This window comes from Blastococcus sp. SYSU DS0617 (assembly GCF_054051075.1).
Map to the genome: position 1 here is coordinate 1 of NZ_JBJHAO010000005.1, position 17,674 is coordinate 17,674.

General features: G+C 74.0%; 16 protein-coding genes and 1 tRNA gene. 7 read left to right on the forward strand and 10 right to left on the reverse strand.

Going from position 1 to position 17,674, the window contains the following annotated elements; genetic code table 11:
• The first annotated feature begins 227 nt into the window (after positions 1-227).
• On the forward strand, positions 228-1,634 hold the full coding sequence (locus tag ACI793_RS07545) for a sugar porter family MFS transporter (protein ID WP_456605759.1): 1,407 nt from the start codon (positions 228-230) through the stop codon (positions 1,632-1,634).
• Positions 1,635-1,661: 27 nt separating this feature from the next.
• Here ACI793_RS07545 and ACI793_RS07550 read toward each other — a convergent pair whose 3' ends face one another.
• Positions 1,662-1,874, reverse strand: a complete 213-nt coding sequence (locus ACI793_RS07550) for a hypothetical protein (protein WP_456605760.1) — start codon at positions 1,872-1,874, stop codon at positions 1,662-1,664.
• 127 nt (positions 1,875-2,001) lie between these two features.
• The gene (locus ACI793_RS07555; protein WP_456605761.1) at positions 2,002-4,206 is read right to left on the reverse strand and encodes an MMPL family transporter; all 2,205 of its coding nucleotides are present in this window, start codon (positions 4,204-4,206) and stop codon (positions 2,002-2,004) included.
• Positions 4,207-4,345: 139 nt separating this feature from the next.
• Between ACI793_RS07555 and ACI793_RS07560 the strand changes: the two genes are divergently transcribed.
• Positions 4,346-4,960, forward strand: a complete 615-nt coding sequence (locus tag ACI793_RS07560) for a TetR/AcrR family transcriptional regulator (RefSeq protein WP_456605762.1) — start codon at positions 4,346-4,348, stop codon at positions 4,958-4,960.
• Between the two features lie 72 nt (positions 4,961-5,032).
• Here the strand turns inward: ACI793_RS07560 and ACI793_RS07565 are convergent.
• A tRNA-His gene (locus tag ACI793_RS07565) sits at positions 5,033-5,108 on the reverse strand.
• 94 nt (positions 5,109-5,202) lie between these two features.
• A complete protein-coding gene (gene orn / locus ACI793_RS07570; protein WP_456605763.1) occupies positions 5,203-5,859 on the reverse strand; it encodes an oligoribonuclease in 657 nt (218 codons plus the stop codon).
• A 213-nt stretch (positions 5,860-6,072) separates the two neighbouring features.
• On the opposite strand from orn, the gene ACI793_RS07575 reads away from it, so the two are divergent.
• Positions 6,073-7,968: a hypothetical protein gene (locus ACI793_RS07575; RefSeq protein ID WP_456605764.1), complete on the forward strand. Its 1,896-nt coding sequence runs from the start codon at positions 6,073-6,075 to the stop codon at positions 7,966-7,968.
• Positions 7,969-7,995: 27 nt separating this feature from the next.
• On the opposite strand, the gene ACI793_RS07580 is transcribed toward ACI793_RS07575, so the two are convergent.
• On the reverse strand, positions 7,996-8,601 hold the full coding sequence (locus tag ACI793_RS07580) for an SACE_7040 family transcriptional regulator (protein ID WP_456605765.1): 606 nt from the start codon (positions 8,599-8,601) through the stop codon (positions 7,996-7,998).
• Between the two features lie 88 nt (positions 8,602-8,689).
• Between ACI793_RS07580 and ACI793_RS07585 the strand changes: the two genes are divergently transcribed.
• From ACI793_RS07585 to ACI793_RS07595, 3 genes are all read left to right on the forward strand, one after another.
• Positions 8,690-10,303 (forward strand): carboxyl transferase domain-containing protein, encoded by a 1,614-nt coding sequence (locus ACI793_RS07585; RefSeq protein WP_456605766.1) that lies wholly within the window; start codon positions 8,690-8,692, stop codon positions 10,301-10,303.
• A gap of 76 nt (positions 10,304-10,379) precedes the next feature.
• Positions 10,380-12,380: an acetyl/propionyl/methylcrotonyl-CoA carboxylase subunit alpha gene (locus tag ACI793_RS07590; protein ID WP_456605767.1), complete on the forward strand. Its 2,001-nt coding sequence runs from the start codon at positions 10,380-10,382 to the stop codon at positions 12,378-12,380.
• The gene (locus tag ACI793_RS07595) at positions 12,381-13,535 is read left to right on the forward strand and encodes an acyl-CoA dehydrogenase family protein (protein ID WP_456605768.1); all 1,155 of its coding nucleotides are present in this window, start codon (positions 12,381-12,383) and stop codon (positions 13,533-13,535) included.
• A gap of 78 nt (positions 13,536-13,613) precedes the next feature.
• On the opposite strand, the gene ACI793_RS07600 is transcribed toward ACI793_RS07595, so the two are convergent.
• The 4 genes from ACI793_RS07600 to ACI793_RS07615 form a co-directional block, all read right to left on the reverse strand.
• Positions 13,614-13,967 (reverse strand): LuxR family transcriptional regulator, encoded by a 354-nt coding sequence (locus ACI793_RS07600; protein ID WP_456605769.1) that lies wholly within the window; start codon positions 13,965-13,967, stop codon positions 13,614-13,616.
• 64 nt (positions 13,968-14,031) lie between these two features.
• Positions 14,032-14,481, reverse strand: a complete 450-nt coding sequence (locus ACI793_RS07605; protein ID WP_456605770.1) for a cupin domain-containing protein — start codon at positions 14,479-14,481, stop codon at positions 14,032-14,034.
• Between the two features lie 136 nt (positions 14,482-14,617).
• Positions 14,618-15,631, reverse strand: coding sequence for an NADPH:quinone reductase (locus tag ACI793_RS07610; protein ID WP_456605771.1), 1,014 nt, complete (start codon positions 15,629-15,631; stop codon positions 14,618-14,620).
• 122 nt (positions 15,632-15,753) lie between these two features.
• On the reverse strand, positions 15,754-16,170 hold the full coding sequence (locus ACI793_RS07615) for a hypothetical protein (protein WP_456605772.1): 417 nt from the start codon (positions 16,168-16,170) through the stop codon (positions 15,754-15,756).
• Positions 16,171-16,333: 163 nt separating this feature from the next.
• Here ACI793_RS07615 and ACI793_RS07620 point away from each other — a divergent pair, with 163 nt between their 5' ends.
• On the forward strand, positions 16,334-17,140 hold the full coding sequence (locus ACI793_RS07620; protein ID WP_456605773.1) for an SRPBCC family protein: 807 nt from the start codon (positions 16,334-16,336) through the stop codon (positions 17,138-17,140).
• Between the two features lie 89 nt (positions 17,141-17,229).
• Here the strand turns inward: ACI793_RS07620 and ACI793_RS07625 are convergent, their stop codons facing one another.
• Positions 17,230-17,670, reverse strand: a complete 441-nt coding sequence (locus tag ACI793_RS07625; protein WP_456605774.1) for a cupin domain-containing protein — start codon at positions 17,668-17,670, stop codon at positions 17,230-17,232.
• Positions 17,671-17,674: the final 4 nt, after the last annotated feature.

Here is a 17,674-nt window from a genome sequence, read left to right on the forward strand (position 1 = left end):
CCCCCCCCCCCCCCCCCCCCCCCCCCCCCCCCCCCCCCCCCCCCCCCCCCCCCCCCCCCCGCCCCCGCCCCCCCGCCCCCCCCCCCCCCCCCCCCCCCCCCCCCCCCCCCCCCCCCCCCCCCCCCCCCCCCCCCCACCGCGCCTCGGGCCCCCGTGTTCCGGGTCGTGGGGCTGCCGCCCCTGTGGTCACATTGCCGGACCTATCTCCTTCCGGACCGGGATGCGACATGGCCGAGAGCACGGACACGCAGGAGCAGTACAACACCGTCCGTGCCATCCACCTGGCCGCGGTCGCCGCCCTCGGTGGTTTCCTGTTCGGCTACGACACGGCGGTGATCAACGGCGCCGTCGTGGCGCTCCGGGCGGACTTCGACATGGGGTCCGGGCTCACCGGCTTCGTCGTCGCCTCGGCCCTGCTGGGCGCGGCGCTGGGTGCGTGGGGCGCGGGCCGGGTGGCCGACCGGTACGGCCGCATCCGGGTGATGTTCCTGGCCGCGGTGCTGTTCATGAGCAGCGCCATCGGCTCCGGCCTGGCCCTGGGGCCGGTCGACCTCACCGTCTGGCGGGTGATCGGGGGCGTCGCGGTGGGCGCCGCCTCCGTCATCGCGCCTGCCTACATCGCCGAGATCTCCCCGGCCCCGATCCGCGGCCGGCTGGGCTCGCTCCAGCAGCTGGCGATCGTCGTCGGCATCTTCATCTCGCTGCTGGTCGACGCCCTGCTCGCCAACCTCGCGGGAGGGGCGGCCGAGGACCTGGCCCTCGGCCTCCAGGCGTGGCGCTGGATGTTCATCGCCGAGGCGCTCCCGGGCCTGGTCTACCTGGTCATGTGCCTCACCATCCCCGAGTCCCCGCGGTACCTCGTCGCCCAGGGGGAGCCGAGAGAAGCACGCCGGGTGCTCGCCCGGGTGCTCACCGCCGGGGTGGACGACCGGATCTCCGAAATCCAGCGCACGGTGCGGGCCGAGGACCGGCGCAGGGCCGGCTTCGCCGACCTGCGGGGGCACGTGCTGGGCCTCAAGCCCATCGTCTGGGTGGGCATCCTGCTGTCGGTCTTCCAGCAGGCCGTGGGGATCAACGTGATCTTCTACTACAGCAACGCGCTGTGGCAGCAGGTCGGTTTCAGCGAGTCCGACGCCCTCACGATCACCGTGATCACGTCGATCACCAACATCGTCGTCACGCTGGTGGCCATCGCCACGATCGACAAGGTGGGCCGGCGCATCCTGTTGCTGGTCGGCTCGGCGGGGATGGCGCTGAGCCTGGGGACGCTGGCCTGGACGTTCGGCACCGCCCCCGTCGTGGACGGCGAGCCGGTCCTCGGCGACACGGCGGGGACCGTGGCGCTGGTGGCGGCCAACCTCTTCGTCATCTTCTTTGGGGTGTCGTGGGGTCCGGTGGTGTGGGTGCTCCTCGGCGAGATGTTCAACAACCGGATCCGCGCCGGCGCCCTCGGCCTCGCCGCGGCGGCCCAGTGGATCAGCAACTTCGTGATCTCCCAGACGTTCCCGGTGCTGGCCGGCATCGCGCTCTCCCTGGCGTACGGGCTCTACACCGGCTTCGCCGTCCTGTCGTTCCTCTTCGTCGCGAAGTTCGTGCGGGAGACGAAGGGCCGCCAGCTCGAGGACATGGAGTGACGACGGCACAGCGCCGCCTGAACCGCCTCAGGAGCGCTGGGCCAGGTGCTCCTGGCTGACCTCCCACAGGTGGCGGGCGTTGCCCTCGTCCAGCGCCCACTGCCGCACCCCGCTGCGCACCCGCGCGTCGTCGGCGACGGTGGGCGCCTCGACGCAGTCCTCCAGGTAGTGCCCGCCGGTGGCGAACTCCTGGGCGACGGCGGCGACGTGGCAAGCAATCGTCCACGTCCGGTCACCCACTCGGGGCGCTCGTCAGCCCGTCAGGGGTGGGCGGACGGTGGCCGTCGCCCTGCTGTCCGCTCACCCCCCGAGGAGGAAGAGAGAGGTCCTGGTCGGCGAACCGACCAGGACCTCTCCGTGCCGGGTGTCAGCGAGCGGCGGGAACCAGCTCGTCCTCGGGACGGGGCTCGGGCGCGCGGCGCTCGAGCGCGGCGCCCTCGATGTCGACGTCGGGCAGTGCGCGGTCGAGCCAGCGCGGCAGCCACCAGGCGCTCGTGCCCAGCAGCGTCATGACCGCGGGCACGATCGCCATGCGCACGACGAAGGCGTCGACCAGCACGCCGAACGCGAGTGCGAAGCCGATGCTCTTCACGGTCGCGTCGTGGCCGAGGATGAAGCCGCCGAAGACCGAGCCCATGATCAGCGCCGCCGCCGTCACCACGCGGGCGCCGTGCCGGAAGCCGCCGATGACCGCCTGGGTGGGAGCGGTGCCGTGCACGTGCTCCTCGCGCATCCGGCTGACCAGGAACACCTCGTAGTCCATGGCCAGGCCGAACAGCAGACCGATGAGCAGGATCGGCAGGAAGCTCAGCACCGGCCCGGTGGACTCGACGCCGAGCAGGTCGGCCAGCCAGCCCCACTGGAAGACGGCGACCAGCGCGCCGAAGGTGGCGGCGAGGCTGAGCAGGAAGCCGAGCGTGGCCTTGACCGGCACGAGGATCGACCGGAAGGCGAGCATCAGCAGCAGGAACGCCAGGCCGACGACGACCACGAGGAACACCGGCAGAGCGGCGCCGAGCTTCTCCGAGATGTCGATGCCGAGGGCGGTGTTGCCGGTGACCGCGAGCTCCGAGCCGGTGCTCTCGGTGAGTTCCGGGCGCAGGTCGCGGATGTCGTGCACGAGATCCTCGGTGCCGACCGCGGCGGGCCCGTCCTCGGGGATCACGGCGAGGATCGCGGTGTCGCCGGCACCGTTCGGCTGCGGCGGGGCGACGGCAGCCACGCCGTCGAGGTCGCCGACCGCCGCCGCGGTGGCGGTGAAGGCCGCCTCCGGCTCGTCGGAGCCGGTGGCGTCCACCAGGACGGTGAGCGGGCCGTTGAAGCCCGGGCCGAAGGCGTCGGCGAGCAGGTCGTAGGCCTGCCGCTGGGTGGTCTCCTCACCGAGGTCGCCCTCGGTGGGCAGGCCCAGGCGCAGGTCGAGGGCCGGCAGTGCGATGACGCCCAGTCCGATGACCCCGGCGAGCAGCACGACCAGCGGACGTCGGGTCACGGCGCGGGCCCACCGGGTGCCGGCCGAGTCCCCGGTGGCCAGGGCAGCCTGTCGCCGGCGGAGGCCGGGGACCTGCCAGCGGCCGAACCGCTCGCCGGCGAAGCCGAGCATCGCCGGGACCAGGGTGAGGGCGACCAGGACGGCGACGCCGACCATGCCGGCGGCCACGAGGCCCATGGTGGTGAGGAACGGGATGCCGACCACGGTGAGCCCGGCCAGCGCGATCATCACGGTCAGCCCGGCGAAGACCACGGCGCTGCCGGCGGTGCCCACGGCCCGGCCGGCGGACTCGCGGGCGTCCATGCCGGTGGCCACCTGCTCCTTGTGGCGGATGGTGATGAACAGCGCGTAGTCGATGCCCACGGCCAGGCCGATCATCAGGCCCAGCGTGGGCGTCGTGCTGGTCAGGTCGATGACGGCCGACAGCGCCAGCACCCCGGACATCCCGACGCCGACGCCGATGAGCGCCGTCAGCAGGGGGAGTCCGGCGGCCAGCAGCGACCCGAAGGTGATCGCCAGGACGACCATCGCGACGAGCACGCCGATCGCCTCGGCCGCACCCTGCGCCGGGGTGGCCTGGGTGGCCTCGCCGCCGAACTCGACCTGGAGCCCGGCGTCCTCGGCGGCGTCGGCGACGGCGAGCAGTTCGGCGCGCGCGTCGTCGGTGATCTCGTCGAACTGGGCGGCGTAGTTGACCGTGGCGTAGGCGACGGAGCCGTCGGGGGAGATGCCCTGCCGCTGGAACGGGTCGGTCACCGCCGCCACCTGGTCGGCTTCGGCGGCCTCGGCGAGCGCCTGCTGGATCGCGGCCTGGTACGGCGGGTCGGTGACCGCGCTGCCCTCGGGCGCCGCGAAGACGATGCGGGCTGCAGGGCCGGCGGCTCCGCTCTCGGGGAAGCGCTCGTCGAGGGTCTCCAGCGCGGTCACGGACTCGACGCCGGGGATGCTCAGCTGGGCATCGGCGTCCCGGCTGAAGGCCCCGGCGAGGCCACCGAGCACCACGAGGGCGAGCACCCAGGCGAGCAGGACGGTCCTGCGGCGGTGGAAGGCCCAGCGTCCGAGACGGTGGAGGAGGACGGCCACGTGCGGCTCCCGTTCTGGGGTGGGGTCGGTGACCGGGCACGACGATCTCGTCGCCTAGCCGATCGGCAAGGATGCTACTTGCCGATCGGCTAGGTGGCGCATGACCCGTGTCACGTGTCGCGGCGGATACCCTGTGGCCGTGTCCCGCCCGCTGCCGGCCTCCTCGGAGGGCTCCGCTCCCCATCCCGGGCGCACGGCCGGGGCCCAACGCGTGCTGGACGTGGCGCTGGACCTGTTCAGCGAGCACGGGTTCGCGGGCACCTCGCTGCAGGACATCGCCGACCGGCTGGGCGTCACCAAGGCCGCCGTCTACTACCACTTCCGGTCCAAGGACGACCTGCTGCTCGCCCTGGTGGAGCCGGTGATCGACGAGCTCATGGCGATGGCGGCCGAGGCCGACTCGGATCTGCGCCCCCGGCGCGGTCGTGGGGTCGAACTCGCCCGCTACGTCGACTACCTGCTGCGGCACCGCCGGGTGGCCGCCTTCCTCACCCGCGACGCCAGTGCCATGGGGCACGCGACGCTCGTGCAGAAGGGGGCTCAGCTGCGGGGGCAGGTCGAGGCGATGCTGCTCGGCTCGGACGTCGACGAGCTCGGCACCGTGTGGGGGGCGGCGACGCTGCAGGCGCTCGCCGGCGCCCTGCTGGCCGCCCCGCCCGAGGCCTCCGAGGAGTGGCTGCGCGAGGAGCTGACGGAGCTGGGCGCCCACCTGCTGGCCGGTTACCGGAAGGCCGCCCGCCGCCGCGAGGCCTGACGCCGGACGCGCCCGCACCACTCCGGCGACGAGAGAGGCCCCGGTCGGCGAACCGACCAGGGCCTCTCGTCATGGGGTGAGTGACGGGACTTGAACCCGCGACATCCAGGATCACAACCTGGCGCTCTACCAGCTGAGCTACACCCACCATGTCCGTCCTCCGCGCACGAGCGGGAGGGGAACCGGCGCAACGATACCGGAGGTGCCGCCGTCCCCGACGAGGCCGGGGGAGCGGCGCGCCCTCAGGCTCCCGGGGTCGGCTGCGCGTCCTCGCCGGCGAGCAGCGCCGCGAAGCCGCCGACGACCTCCTCGGCCGCCTTCTTCGCCTGCTGGGTGCTGGGTCCCGGCGTCTCGACGAACACGGTGCGCCGGTAGTAGGCCAGCTCGCGGACCGACTCGATGATGTCGGCCAGCGCGCGGTGCGCCAGCCCCTTGGCCGGCTGCCCGAAGTAGACCCGGGGGAACCAGCGGCGGGCGAGCTCCTTGACCGAGGAGACGTCGATCATCCGGTAGTGCAGGTGGTCGTCGAGCTCGGGCATGTCGCGGGCGAGGAAGCCGCGGTCGGTGCCGATGGAGTTGCCGCACAGGGGGGCGGTCCGGCGCTCGGGTACCCATCGCTTCAGGTAGGCGAGGATCTGCTGCTCGGCCTCGGCCACGGTCAGCGTGGACGCGCGTACCTCCTCGGTCAGCCCCGACTTGGCGTGCATCTCCCGCACGACCTCGTCCATCGCGTCGAGGTCGGCGTCGTCGGCGCCGATGACGAGGTCCAGACCCGGGTCCAGGACGTTGAGCTCGGAGTCGGTGATGAGCACCGCGACCTCGATGAGCTTGTCCTTGACGAGGTCCAGTCCGGTCATCTCGCAGTCGATCCAGACCAGGTGCCCTGTGCTGTCAGCCACGGCGACCGACAGTACGCACCACCACCGACGGCGTCCCGCGGACGCCCGGGCGTGCCGCGTTCCCGGCGCGGGTGAATCGCGGCATGCCCGGCGCGGGTGCCCCGGACCGCCCCGGCCGGTGACGTAGCGTCGGGGCCGATCGCCGGGGGTCGATCGACCACCCGCTGCGCCCGGCACCGCCGGACCACCCACCCCATCGCCCGGAGGACGACCGTGCTGCCCCTCACCCCGCTGCCGCCGCAGACGGACGGGGAGCGTGCCTTCTTCTCCGAACTGGTGCGCTGGGACACCGGGAACGCCATCCGGGGGGCCGTCGTGGCGTCCATCCCGTTCGCGGACGGGCCGCTGCAGCGCCGGCTGTCCGACGCGATCCTCCTGGTGCCCGAGGGCATCGCCGTCGTGCGGGTGGCCGAGGTGGTGCGCCAGTCCGGCGTCGTCACCGCGTCTCCCGAGGGTCCGTGGACGATCGGTCCGGCCGGCACGGGGGGAGCGGTCCTGCAGTTGGCCGGAGGCGGCTCCACGCCGCTCGACGGGCTCATGCGCGCCGGCATGGAGACCGCCGTGCGGCTCCGCCGCGCCGGCCTGGAACCGGGGCGCATCGCCCGGCTCACCGTGCTGGTCGGCGACATCGAGGGCCTGCTGCCCGCCGACGGCGACCTCGGCGAGGGCGACCAGGTGGCCCTCCTGGAGACCCGCTCGCTGCTGCTCGGGATCGCCCGGGCGAGCCGGTACACCGGCGTCGACAACCCGCGGCTGTGGACGACGGCCGACGTGCGCGCCGCCCTGGAGGCGCTCGGCCTGCAGGGCCGTGGGCCCTCGGTCGAGGAGCTCAACGGCGAGGGCTTCCCGTACTCGCCCTACGTCCTGCGCCGGCCGCAGCTGCTGACGCCGGCAGCGATGGCCGCGTCGCCCGCCGCCGCCGCGCCGGGCGCCTCACCGCCGGCCCCGCCCGAGCAGCAGGCGCCCCCGCCGGCGCCCGCGCCGCAGGAGTCCCCGGCGCAGCCGGCCGTGCCCACCCGGGCGTCGATCGAGCAGGCGGTGGCCGCCTCGGTCGCCGCTGCGCACGCCGCGGCAGCCGCCCAGGCCCCGGCCCGCCCGCCGGCGGCCGGGAACGCCCCGGCCGCCGGCGGCCCGACCAACCCCGTCGCCGGGGTGCCGGCGTCCCCGTCCGCGACCGCCGCTGCTGCGGCGCCGGCCGGGGACACCGTCGCCATCGACGGGCCGTCCGTCGCCGACGCTGCCGCCGCTCCGGTGACCACGCGGGACACCGTGGCCGTGGACGGACCCGCCGAGCCGCCGTCGGGCGACGCAGGCATCGGCGGGCTCTTCGGCCGTGGCGAGCCCGAGGTCGCGGACTCCCCGCCGCGCACCGCCGTGCTGCCCGCGCAGCAGCCGCCGGCTGCCGGCACGCCGCCCGTCCCGCCGGCCGCGGAGCCGGACCAGCAGCACTTCTGGGACCGCCCCGCCGACCACGACGACCCCGACCGGCGCGGTCGCAGCCGTCGGATCCTGCTCGTCGTGGCCGCCGTCCTGGTGCTGGCGCTGGTCGGCGTGGGGCTCGCGCTGGGGCTGGCCGACCGGGACGGCGACGACGGGGCGGCGGCCCCGACGGAGCCCTCGGACGCCGCTCCGGCCGGACCTGTCGTGGGCAGCGTGCAGCAGGTCGCGGGCGTGTCGTACACGGTCCGCGCCGCCGATGTCGACGACACCTGCGTCGGCAACGCCTACGGCGACACGGCGGCCTTCTTCCAGGCATCGGACTGCACGGGCCTGGCCCGGGCGCTCTACTCGGCACAGGTCGGCGGGCGCGAGGTGGTCGTCTCGGTGGCGCGGGTGCGGATGCCCGACACCGCCGAGGCCCGGCGGCTGCGGGGGCTGACCGACACCACCGGGACCGGCAACGTCAGCGATCTGCTGAGCGAGGGCGTCAGGTACCCCGGCGGCCCGGAGGAGCTGAGCGACGCCGAGTACGCCAGCGCGGTCTCCGGCTCGACGGTCACCATCGTCGAGAGCGACTGGGTGGACCCCTCCGCCGGCGGCACCGCCGCCGAGCTGGACCAGGTCGCCACCAGCGGGCTGTCGTTGGCCACTCCGGCCATCCCCGGCTGAACCGGTCGAACCGGTCCGAGGCCGCGGTCAGACGGTGGCGGCGGCCTCGGCCATGCCGGTGAGCAGCGCGGCCATCGCGGGCCGGTCGAGCTGTCCGGCACTGTGCGGCGTGGAGTTGATCAGCCCGAAGACGGCGTGGGCCCGGGCCCGGCACGTGGCGGCGTCGGACGTGGGGTGCAGCCGCGCCAGTACCGCGACCCACACCTCCACGTAGCGGCGCTGCAGCCGGCGCACCTGGGCGGCGTCGGCGTCGGCCAGCGAACCGAGGTCCCGGTCGTGGACCGTGATGAGTGCCGGGTTGTCCAGGGCGAACTCCACCTGGAACTCGACGAGGGCACGCAGTTGCGCGGCGGGGTCGGCACCCGCAGCGGAGACCCGCTCGCTGCCACCGACCAGCAGCCGCTCGCTGATCCGCAGCAGCATCTCGGCGAGCATGGCGTCCTTGCCGGTGAAGTGCCGGTAGATAGCCGGACCGGTCACGCCCACCGCCGCACCCACGTCGTCGACGCCCACCGCGCGGGAGCCGCGCTCGGCGAACAACTGGGCCGCCGCCTGCAGGATCTGCTCCCGCCGCGAGGGTCGGTCGACGTCGGCGTGCAGAGCGGTGTCCCGCTCCGTGCCGGTCGTCGTCACGCCGGGATCGTAGCGGCCGGTGAACCGGCGTTCACCGACTCGCGGCGAACTCTGGCCCTCCGGAGTGAACGCTGGTTAACCTGCAGCCGTGGACGTCCCGGTGCTGACCCGTTCGACTGCGACCGACCCGGACGCCGCCGCCGGCAACGCGGCGGCGCACGCGGCGCTGGCCGCGGACCTGGCCGAGCAGCTGCGCACCGTCGCGCTCGGGGGCGGCGAGCGCGCCCGCGAGCGGCACGTGGCGCGCGGCAAGCTGCTGCCCCGCGACCGGGTCGACGCGCTGCTGGACCCGGGCAGCCCGTTCCTCGAGCTCTCCCCGCTGGCCGCCCACGGCCTGTACGACGGCGACGCCCCGGCCGCCGGGATCATCACCGGCATCGGCCGCGTCGCCGGACGGGAGTGCGTCGTCGTGGCCAACGACGCCACCGTCAAGGGCGGCACCTACTACCCGATGACGGTGAAGAAGCACCTGCGGGCGCAGGAGGTGGCGCTGCACAACCGGCTGCCGTGCATCTACCTGGTCGACTCCGGTGGCGCCTTCCTGCCGATGCAGGACGAGGTCTTCCCCGACCGCGAGCACTTCGGCCGGATCTTCTTCAACCAGGCGAACCTCTCCAAGGCCGGCATCGCGCAGATCGCCGCCGTCCTCGGGTCGTGCACCGCCGGTGGTGCGTACGTGCCGGCCATGAGCGACGAGGCCGTGATCGTGCGCGGCCAGGGCACGATCTTCCTCGGCGGCCCGCCCCTGGTGAAGGCCGCGACCGGCGAGGTCGTGACCGCGGAGGACCTGGGCGGGGGAGACCTGCACAGCCGGGTCAGCGGAGTCACCGACCACCTGGCCGACGACGACGCGCACGCCCTGCAGATCGTCCGGCAGATCGTGGGCACCCTCGGCCCACGCGAGCCCCGGCCCTGGGACGTCGAACCGGTCGAGGAGCCGCTGCACCCGCCGGAGTCGGTGGTCGAGGTGGTGCCGCCGGACCCTCGCACGCCCTACGACGTCCGCGACGTGATCGCCCGGCTGGTCGACGGGTCGCGCTTCGCAGAGTTCAAGCCGCTCTACGGTTCCACGTTGGTCACCGGCTTCGCCCGGCTGCACGGGCACCCGGTCGGGATCATCGCGAACAACGGCGTGCTGTTCAGCGAGTCCGCGCTCAAGGGCGCGCACTTCATCGAGCTCTGCGACCGCCGGAAGATCCCGCTGCTGTTCCTGCAGAACATCTCCGGGTTCATGGTCGGGCGCGACTACGAGGCCGGCGGCATCGCCAAGCACGGCGCCAAGATGGTCACCGCCGTCGCCTGCGCCCGGGTGCCGAAGCTGACCGTCGTCATCGGCGGCTCGTTCGGCGCCGGCAACTACTCGATGTGCGGCCGCGCCTACTCGCCCCGGTTCCTCTTCACCTGGCCCAACGCCCGCATCTCGGTGATGGGCGGCGAGCAGGCGGCGTCGGTGCTGGCGACGGTCCGCCGGGACGGTATCGAGGCCCGCGGTGACGAGTGGTCGGCCGAGGACGAGGAGGCCTTCAAGGCGCCGATCCGCGAGCAGTACGAGGCACAGGGGCACCCGTACTACGCCACCGCCCGCCTCTGGGACGACGGCGTCATCGACCCCGCCGACACCCGCACCGTGCTCGGCCTGGCCTTGTCCGCCTGCGCCAACGCCCCCCTCGAGGAGGTCGGTTATGGCGTCTTCCGCATGTGACCCCCGCGGCTCCCTGCTTCTCCGCGGTAGAGCGGTCTGCTTCTCCGCGGAGAAGCGGGACGGGGTGGTGGCGTAGGTGTTCGACACCGTCCTGGTCGCCAACCGCGGCGAGATCGCCGTCCGCGTGCTCCGCACGCTGCGGGAGATGGGCATCCGCTCCGTCGCCGTGTACAGCGACGCCGACGCCGGAGCGCTGCACACCCGGTTGGCCGACGTCGCCGTGCGCATCGGCCCGGCCCCTGCGGCGCAGAGCTACCTGTCGATCGAGCGGGTGCTGGGCGCCGCCGCGCAGACCGGCGCTCAGGCCATCCACCCCGGCTACGGGTTCCTCTCGGAGAACGTCGACTTCGCCCGGGCCTGCGCCGACGCGGGAATCGTGTTCATCGGCCCGCCGGTCGCCGCGATCGAGGCGATGGGCGACAAGATCCGCGCCAAGCAGACCGTGATGGCCGCAGGCGTCCCCGTGGTGCCCGGTCGCACCGAGCCGGGGATGAGCGACGCGCAGGTCAGCGACGCCGCCGTCGCCGTCGGCTTCCCGGTGCTGCTCAAGCCCAGCGCCGGTGGCGGCGGCAAGGGCATGCGGGTGGTCCGGGCCAAGGACGAGCTGCCCGACGCCATCGCCGGCGCCCGCCGCGAGGCGAGCAGTTCCTTCGGCGACGACACGCTGCTGATCGAGCGCTACGTCGGCAACTCCCGGCACATCGAGGTGCAGGTGCTGGGGGACGCGCACGGCAACGTGATCCACCTCGGCGAGCGGGAGTGCAGCCTGCAGCGCCGGCACCAGAAAGTGATCGAGGAGGCCCCGTCGCCGCTGCTGGACACGGCCGGGCGCGCGTCGATGGGCCGGGCGGCCGTGGAGGCGGCGAAGGCCGTCGGCTACACCGGGGCGGGCACGGTCGAGTTCATCGTCGACGCTGATCAGCCGCGGGAGTTCTTCTTCCTGGAGATGAACACCCGGCTGCAGGTGGAGCACCCGGTCACCGAGTGCATCACCGGGCTGGACCTGGTGGAGCAGCAGATCCGGGTGGCGGCCGGGCAGCGGCTGCCGATCGACCAGAGCGACGTCTCCCTCGACGGGCACGCCATCGAGGCCCGGCTGTACGCCGAGGACCCGGCGCGCGGGTTCCTGCCGCAGGCCGGCACGGTGCTCGGCCTGGTCGAGCCCGCCGGCCCCGGCATCCGGGTGGACAGCTCGCTGGCCGTGGGCTCCGTCGTCGGCACCGACTACGACCCGATGCTGGCCAAGGTGATCGCCTGGGCGCCGGACCGCGAGACCGCCCGCGCCCGCCTCGTCGGAGCGCTGGGCCGGAGCTCCGTCCTGGGGGTCACGACCAACGCGGCGTTCCTGCGCGCGCTGCTCACCGACGCCGACGTCGTCGCGGGGAAGCTGGACACCGGGCTGATCGAGCGGCGGGGCGAGGCGCTCACCACGGCCGAGCCCGTGCCGTTTCCCGTGTACGCGGCGGCGGCCCTGGCGCTGCTGGTGGGGTCCGAGCCGACCGGCGCCGTCGTCGACCGCTGGGACGTGCCCGACGGCTGGCGGCTCGGTGAGCCGGCATGGACGGTGCGCCGACTCCAGGCGGCCGGCGGTGAGCCCGTGGAGGTGCGGCTCCGGGGCCGAGCGGCGGCGGCCGAGGTGCAGGCGGCGGGCGGGGTGGTGCCGGCCCGTGCGGTCGTGGACGGCGACCGCCTGAGCGTCACCGTGGGCGATCGGACCACCTCCTACGCCGTCGTCCACTCCGGCGGCACGATCTGGCTGGCCGCGGAGGGGCGGGTGGTGGCGCTCCGGGAGCACCAGCGGCTGTCGTCGGCCGCGGAGGGCGGCGCCCTCGACGGCGCGGTGACCTCGCCCATGCCGGGCACGGTCACGGTGGTGCAGGCGTCGGTCGGCGACGAGGTGGCGGCGGGGACCCCGCTGCTCGTCGTCGAGGCGATGAAGATGGAGCACGTGCTCACCGCCCCGGTCGCGGGCACGGTGACCGAGCTCGGAGTGACAGCCGGCCAGACGGTCGCGCTGGACGAGCGGGTGGCGCTGGTGACCCCGGCGGCGCCCGCCCCTGAGCAGACGGAGAACTGAATGCTGGACTACCGGCTCAGCGACGAGACCGAGGCCCTGCGGACGACGGTGCGGGAGTTCGCCCGCGAGGTGATCGCCCCGCAGATCGGCGAGTTCTACGAGCGCGACGAGTTCCCCACCCACATCGTGCGGCAGATGGGGGAGCTCGGGCTGTTCGGGCTGCCGTTCCCCGAGGAGTACGGCGGCTCGGGCGGGACCTACTTCGACCTCTGCGTGGCGCTCGAGGAGCTGGCGCGCGTCGACTCCTCGATGGCGATCACCGTCGAGGCCGGCGTCTCCCTGGGCGCCATGCCGATCTTCCGGTTCGGCACCGAGGCGCAGAAGCGCGAGTGGCTGCCCCGGCTGTGCTCCGGCGAGGCGCTCGGCGCCTTCGGGCTCACCGAGGCCGGCGGCGGCTCGGACGCCGGCTCGACCCGGACGACGGCCCGGCTCGAGGACGACTCCTGGGTCATCAACGGCTCGAAGGCGTTCATCACCAACTCCGGCACCGACCTCACCGAGCTGGTCACCGTCACCGCCGTGACCGGCACCAAGCTGGACGGCGGCAAGGAGATCTCGGCGATCATTGTGCCGTCGGGGACGCCGGGCTTCGTCGTCGGCCAGCGGTACTCGAAGGTCGGCTGGAACGCCTCGGACACCCGGGAGCTCTCGTTCGACGACGTCCGGGTCCCGGCGGAGAACCTGGTGGGGGAGCGGGGCCGCGGCTACGCGCAGTTCCTCTCGATCCTCGACGAGGGGCGGATCGCGATCTCGGCGCTCTCGGTCGGGCTGGCCCAGGGGTGCGTGGACGAGTCGGTGAAGTACGCCGGCGAGCGCGAGGCGTTCGGGCAGCCCATCGGGAAGAATCAGGCGATCCAGTTCATGATCGCCGACATGGAGGTCCGGGCCTCCACCGCGCGGCTGGCCTACTACCGGGCGGCGGAGAAGATGCTGCGCGGCGAGCCGTTCAAGCGCGAGGCGTCGATCGCCAAGCTCTACAGCTCCGAGGTCGCCATGGACAACGCGCGCTACGCCACCCAGGTGCACGGCGGGTACGGGTTCATGAACGAGTTCCCGGTCGGTCGCTTCTACCGCGACGCCAAGATCCTGGAGATCGGCGAGGGCACCAGCGAGGTGCAGCGGATGCTCATCGCCCGCGACCTCGGCCTCGGCTGAGGTCCGTACCGCGCCTGGTGCGCACCGATCGCCGTCCCGCCCGCCGGGAGACGACGATCGGTGCGCATCCGAGTCAGGTCAGTCCGCCTCGGGAGCGCGCTGGGGAACGGCGACGCTGAGCAGGACGACGCTGCCCTCGTCGGCGTGCAGGCTGTGCCGCCGGTCCGGGATCGGGCTGATCTGATGCGCCGCGAGGCTCACCGTCTGCTCACCCGCGACCAGGCGCACCCGGCCCTGGATCACCAGGATGCTGGCCGCTCCGGGGCTCTCGTGCTCGCTCAGCTCGGCGTCGGCCCGGAGCGCGATGACCGTCTGGCGCAGCCCGTCCACCGGGTGCGGCAGGGTGCGGGCGGCCCGGCCGGCGTGCTCCGAGTTCGCCTTCTCGAGCAGTTCGCCTGCGAGCGCGTGCAGGTCGATGGGGGTGTGGCTCATGCCGCGACCCTAGGCCGCGACCGGGCTTCCGGGCTGTTCGGGGAGCACGCGGCCGGACATCCGGTCAGACCGCCGGGTGGTCCCCGAGGATCTCGGTGCCGTGCTCGGCGGCGAGCTCGACCAGACGGTCGGGATCGGCCAGCAACTCCTCCTCGCCCGCCTCCGCGACGGCCAGGAAGAACTGCTCCATCCCGGTGGGGGACACCAGCGTGAGCATCCGCACCGGCTCGTCGGTGAGCCGGCGCAGCGCGTGCGGACGTCCGCGGGGCACCAGGAGGAACGCGCCCGGGCCGGCCTCGGTCTCACCGCCGTCGAGCCACAGGGCCGCGCGTCCGGCCAGCACGTAGAACGCCTCGTCCGCGGTGGTGTGGCTGTGCAGGGGTGTGGTGACCCCCCAGAACTCCTCCTCGACCAGCCAGTACGCCCCGCGGGTGGCGCCGCTGTCGGCCTTGGTCGTGTAGGTCGATCCCAGCGCCGTCAGCTTCGTCCCGTCTCCCGGTCCGAGCAGGGTCATCGGGCACCTCCGTGCGTGTCGGTGTCGGACCCACGGTCCCGGCGGGGAGCGCACGGGTCAACGTGCACCAGCACGGCCGCTCCCGCGTCGACGGGTCACCGTGTCGACCCGTCGACAGGTCGGCGGGTCGACCGCCTCAGCCGCTGACGTCGATCAGCACCTTGCCGACGGCGCCGTCCTGCACGGCCTGGTGGGCGGCGGCGGTCTCCGCCAGCGGGAACACGTGCAGCGGGAGGCCGGCCTCCTCGCCGACCCGGATCGCCCCGTCGGCGACGGCGGTGGCGACGTCCTCGATGCCGAGCACCTTGGCCCGTTCCGGCTCGGTGTAGACGAGCACGAACTGCCAGCGGGCATTCGGCCCCATCTGGGCCCGCACGGGCACGGTGAGCTCCGCGCCGCCGTCGTCGGCGTACATGGCGACGGCGCCGTGCATGCCGATCACCTGGGCGTCGACGGCCGCGTTCGTCGCCGCCGACACCTCGACGATCGCGTCCACCCCCTTCGGCGCGACCTTCTGGACCTCGGCGACGGCGTCCTGCTCGCGGTAGTTCACGACGTGGTCGGCGCCGGCGGCCGCGGCCAGCTGTGCCTTGCGGGGACTGCTGACGGTGGCGATCACCGTCGCGTCGGCCCAGCGCGCCAGCTGGATCGCCGCGTTGCCGACCGCGCCGGCGCCGCCCTGCACCAGCACGGTGTGCCCGGTGAGCGCGCCGGCGCCCAGCCGGTCGGGCAGCGACTCGGCGACGGTCAGGCACCGGTGGGCGGTGAGGAAGGGGATCCCGAGGGCGGCGCCCAGCTCGAACGACGGCTCTGCTCCGAGCAGGACGACGTGCCGGGCCGGGACGACGGTGTGCTCGGCGGCGGTGCCCCACCGGCGCTGCCAGGCGGCCTCCCAGATCCACACCCGCTGGCCCACCAATACCGGGTCGACGCCCTGGCCGACGGCCTCGACGGTGCCGGAGCCGTCCTGGTTCGGCACCTGCCCGTCCGGTCCGGGCTGTGCGGCGGTGCGGGACTTCCAGTCGGTCGGGTTCACCCCGGAGTACGCGACGCGCACCCGCACCTCACCCGGACCGGGCTCGGGCACCGGGAAGTCGAGGAGTTCGAGGACGTCCGGACCGCCGGTACGGCTGTACGAGATGAGGCGCATGGCCCCGCACCTACCCGATGGAGCCTTGCCGACGCGTGCGCTGAGTAGCGTCCGGACACGGCGCCCGGGCCAGCCTTCGGTCCGCGCCGCGGGTGATCGCCCCCGTCGCCCAGCGATGAGGCTCAGCTCGCGTAGCCGTCGGCCTCGGTCGGCCACTCCACCGGCGGCAGCCCGGCCAGCGCGGCGAGCCGGTCCACGGTGAGCTCGACCGACTCGTCGGTCGGCGGCGCGCCGCTCGGCGAGGCGAGCAGCGCGCGGACGTCGGCCGGGTCGAGCTCCGTGCCGGTGGCCTCCTTCGCCCAGGTGGCGAAGCCCTCGGCCTCGGCGTCCACGTCGACCGGGTCGGAGGCGTCGGGCTCCTCGAAGTAGATGCGCGGCTCGTACCCGAGGAAGAAGCGGCCACCACTGGCGTCGGCGCGGCGGTGGTCGACCGTCGCGATCCGGCTGTCGTGGACGTCGACGAGCAGGAACGGAACCGCCGTCGGAGCGCCTCGGGTCCACCGCCCGTCGCTGTAGGCGAACGTCGCGAAGAGACCCACACAGCGAGGCTAACGATGCGCTGCCCTGCTCCCGGCAGGCCACGAGCCGCGGCGGGCCGTCGCGGATCCCGGCGGAGCTATTCGGCCTGGTCCGTGCATCAGCCGGGCCGCACGGGTAGTGCGGGGGCCGGGCACCATCCGCGATGAGACGAGGAGCCGAACGATGAGCACCAAGGTCGAGGAATCCATCCAGGTCGACGTCCCGCTGAGCACGGCCTACAACCAGTGGACGCAGTTCGAGGACTTCCCGCACTTCATGGGCGGGGTCAAGGAGGTCCAGCAGCGCGGCGACCTGCGCCTGCACTGGGTGGCCGAGATCGCCGGTGTGCGCCGGGAGTGGGACGCCGCGATCCTCGAGCAGGTCCCCGACCGGAAGATCAGCTGGGCGGCCACGGACGGGGCGACCAACGCCGGCGCCGTGCGGTTCGAGCCCGCCGGCCCGTCGTCCACGATCGTGCACCTCAGCCTCGAGTACGAGCCCGAGGGCCTGGTGGAGCACGCCGGCGACACGCTGGGCATCGTGGGCAGGCAGGCGAAGTCGGACCTCCAGAAGTTCAAGGAGCTCATCGAGGACGCGGGCTACGCCAGCGGCGCGTGGCGGGGCTCGAAGGAACACTCCCTCGGTTACGGCACGCCGGGCGTGGAGGACGCGGCCGGGTCCCGCGGGGACAGCGGCAAGGCGGGGCTGTCGGGGAAGGCCGTCGCCGCCGGTGCGGCCGTGGTCGCCGGCGCAGCGGCTGCCGGCGCCGCGGTGGCCGGGTCGAGGACCAGCACGGAGACAGGTCAGCCGCAGGAGGTGCCGCCGCCGCCGACCGCGCAGCCGGTGGTCGTCGAGCCACCGGTGGAGGAGGTCCGGGCCGACGTGCTGGTCGAGGAGACCGACGGCCGGGAAGCCCCCGTCGTCGTCGAGGAGACCGTCGTCGTCGAGGGCGTCGAGTCCACCGCGCGCCGCCAGGGTGACGACCGGTGATGGTGGGCAGCAGCCGCTGAGCGGAGCGGTGGAGGGGGGCTCCCGCCCTTCTCCACCGTGGCTCCCCGGCTGCGCGCGCCGGGGGACGGTCAGGGCTCGGTGAGCGACCCTGGCGGGAGGTTGACCACGATCGCCTCCTGGCTGCTGCGGGCGATGACGACCACGGCCTCTTCGTCGCCCGGGTTCTCCTCGCGGTGCGGGGTGAACGGCGGGACGAAGACGTGGTCGCCCGGCTGCGGGGTCAGCCGCACCTCCTCGCCGTCGCGGGCGAAGACGAACACCGGGCGCCCGGAGACGACGTAGATGGCGGTCTCGGAGTCGCCGTGGTGGTGGTTGCCCGACGTCGCGCCCGGGGCGACCGTCGTCCGGCCCATCCAGAGCCGCTCCGACCCGACCGTGCGCGCCGAGATCGCCTCGCTGCGGCTCATCCCGGGCGTCTGGCCGGTGTCGGTCGACATCTCGGCCGCGCGGACGTGCCGCAGCGGCGCGTGCCACTGGTCGCTGCCGTCGGCGGCGTGGTCGTGTGCCATGGGC

Coding starts and splice junctions, on each gene's coding strand:
- ACI793_RS07620 (WP_456605773.1), top strand. CDS start 16,334: ATGAGCACCAAGGTCGAGGAATCCATCCAGGTCGACGTCCCGCTGAGC.
- ACI793_RS07610 (WP_456605771.1), bottom strand. CDS start 15,631: ATGCGCCTCATCTCGTACAGCCGTACCGGCGGTCCGGACGTCCTCGAA.
- ACI793_RS07545 (WP_456605759.1), top strand. CDS start 228: ATGGCCGAGAGCACGGACACGCAGGAGCAGTACAACACCGTCCGTGCC.
- ACI793_RS07595 (WP_456605768.1), top strand. CDS start 12,381: ATGCTGGACTACCGGCTCAGCGACGAGACCGAGGCCCTGCGGACGACG.
- ACI793_RS07625 (WP_456605774.1), bottom strand. CDS start 17,670: ATGGCACACGACCACGCCGCCGACGGCAGCGACCAGTGGCACGCGCCG.
- ACI793_RS07605 (WP_456605770.1), bottom strand. CDS start 14,481: ATGACCCTGCTCGGACCGGGAGACGGGACGAAGCTGACGGCGCTGGGA.
- ACI793_RS07600 (WP_456605769.1), bottom strand. CDS start 13,967: ATGAGCCACACCCCCATCGACCTGCACGCGCTCGCAGGCGAACTGCTC.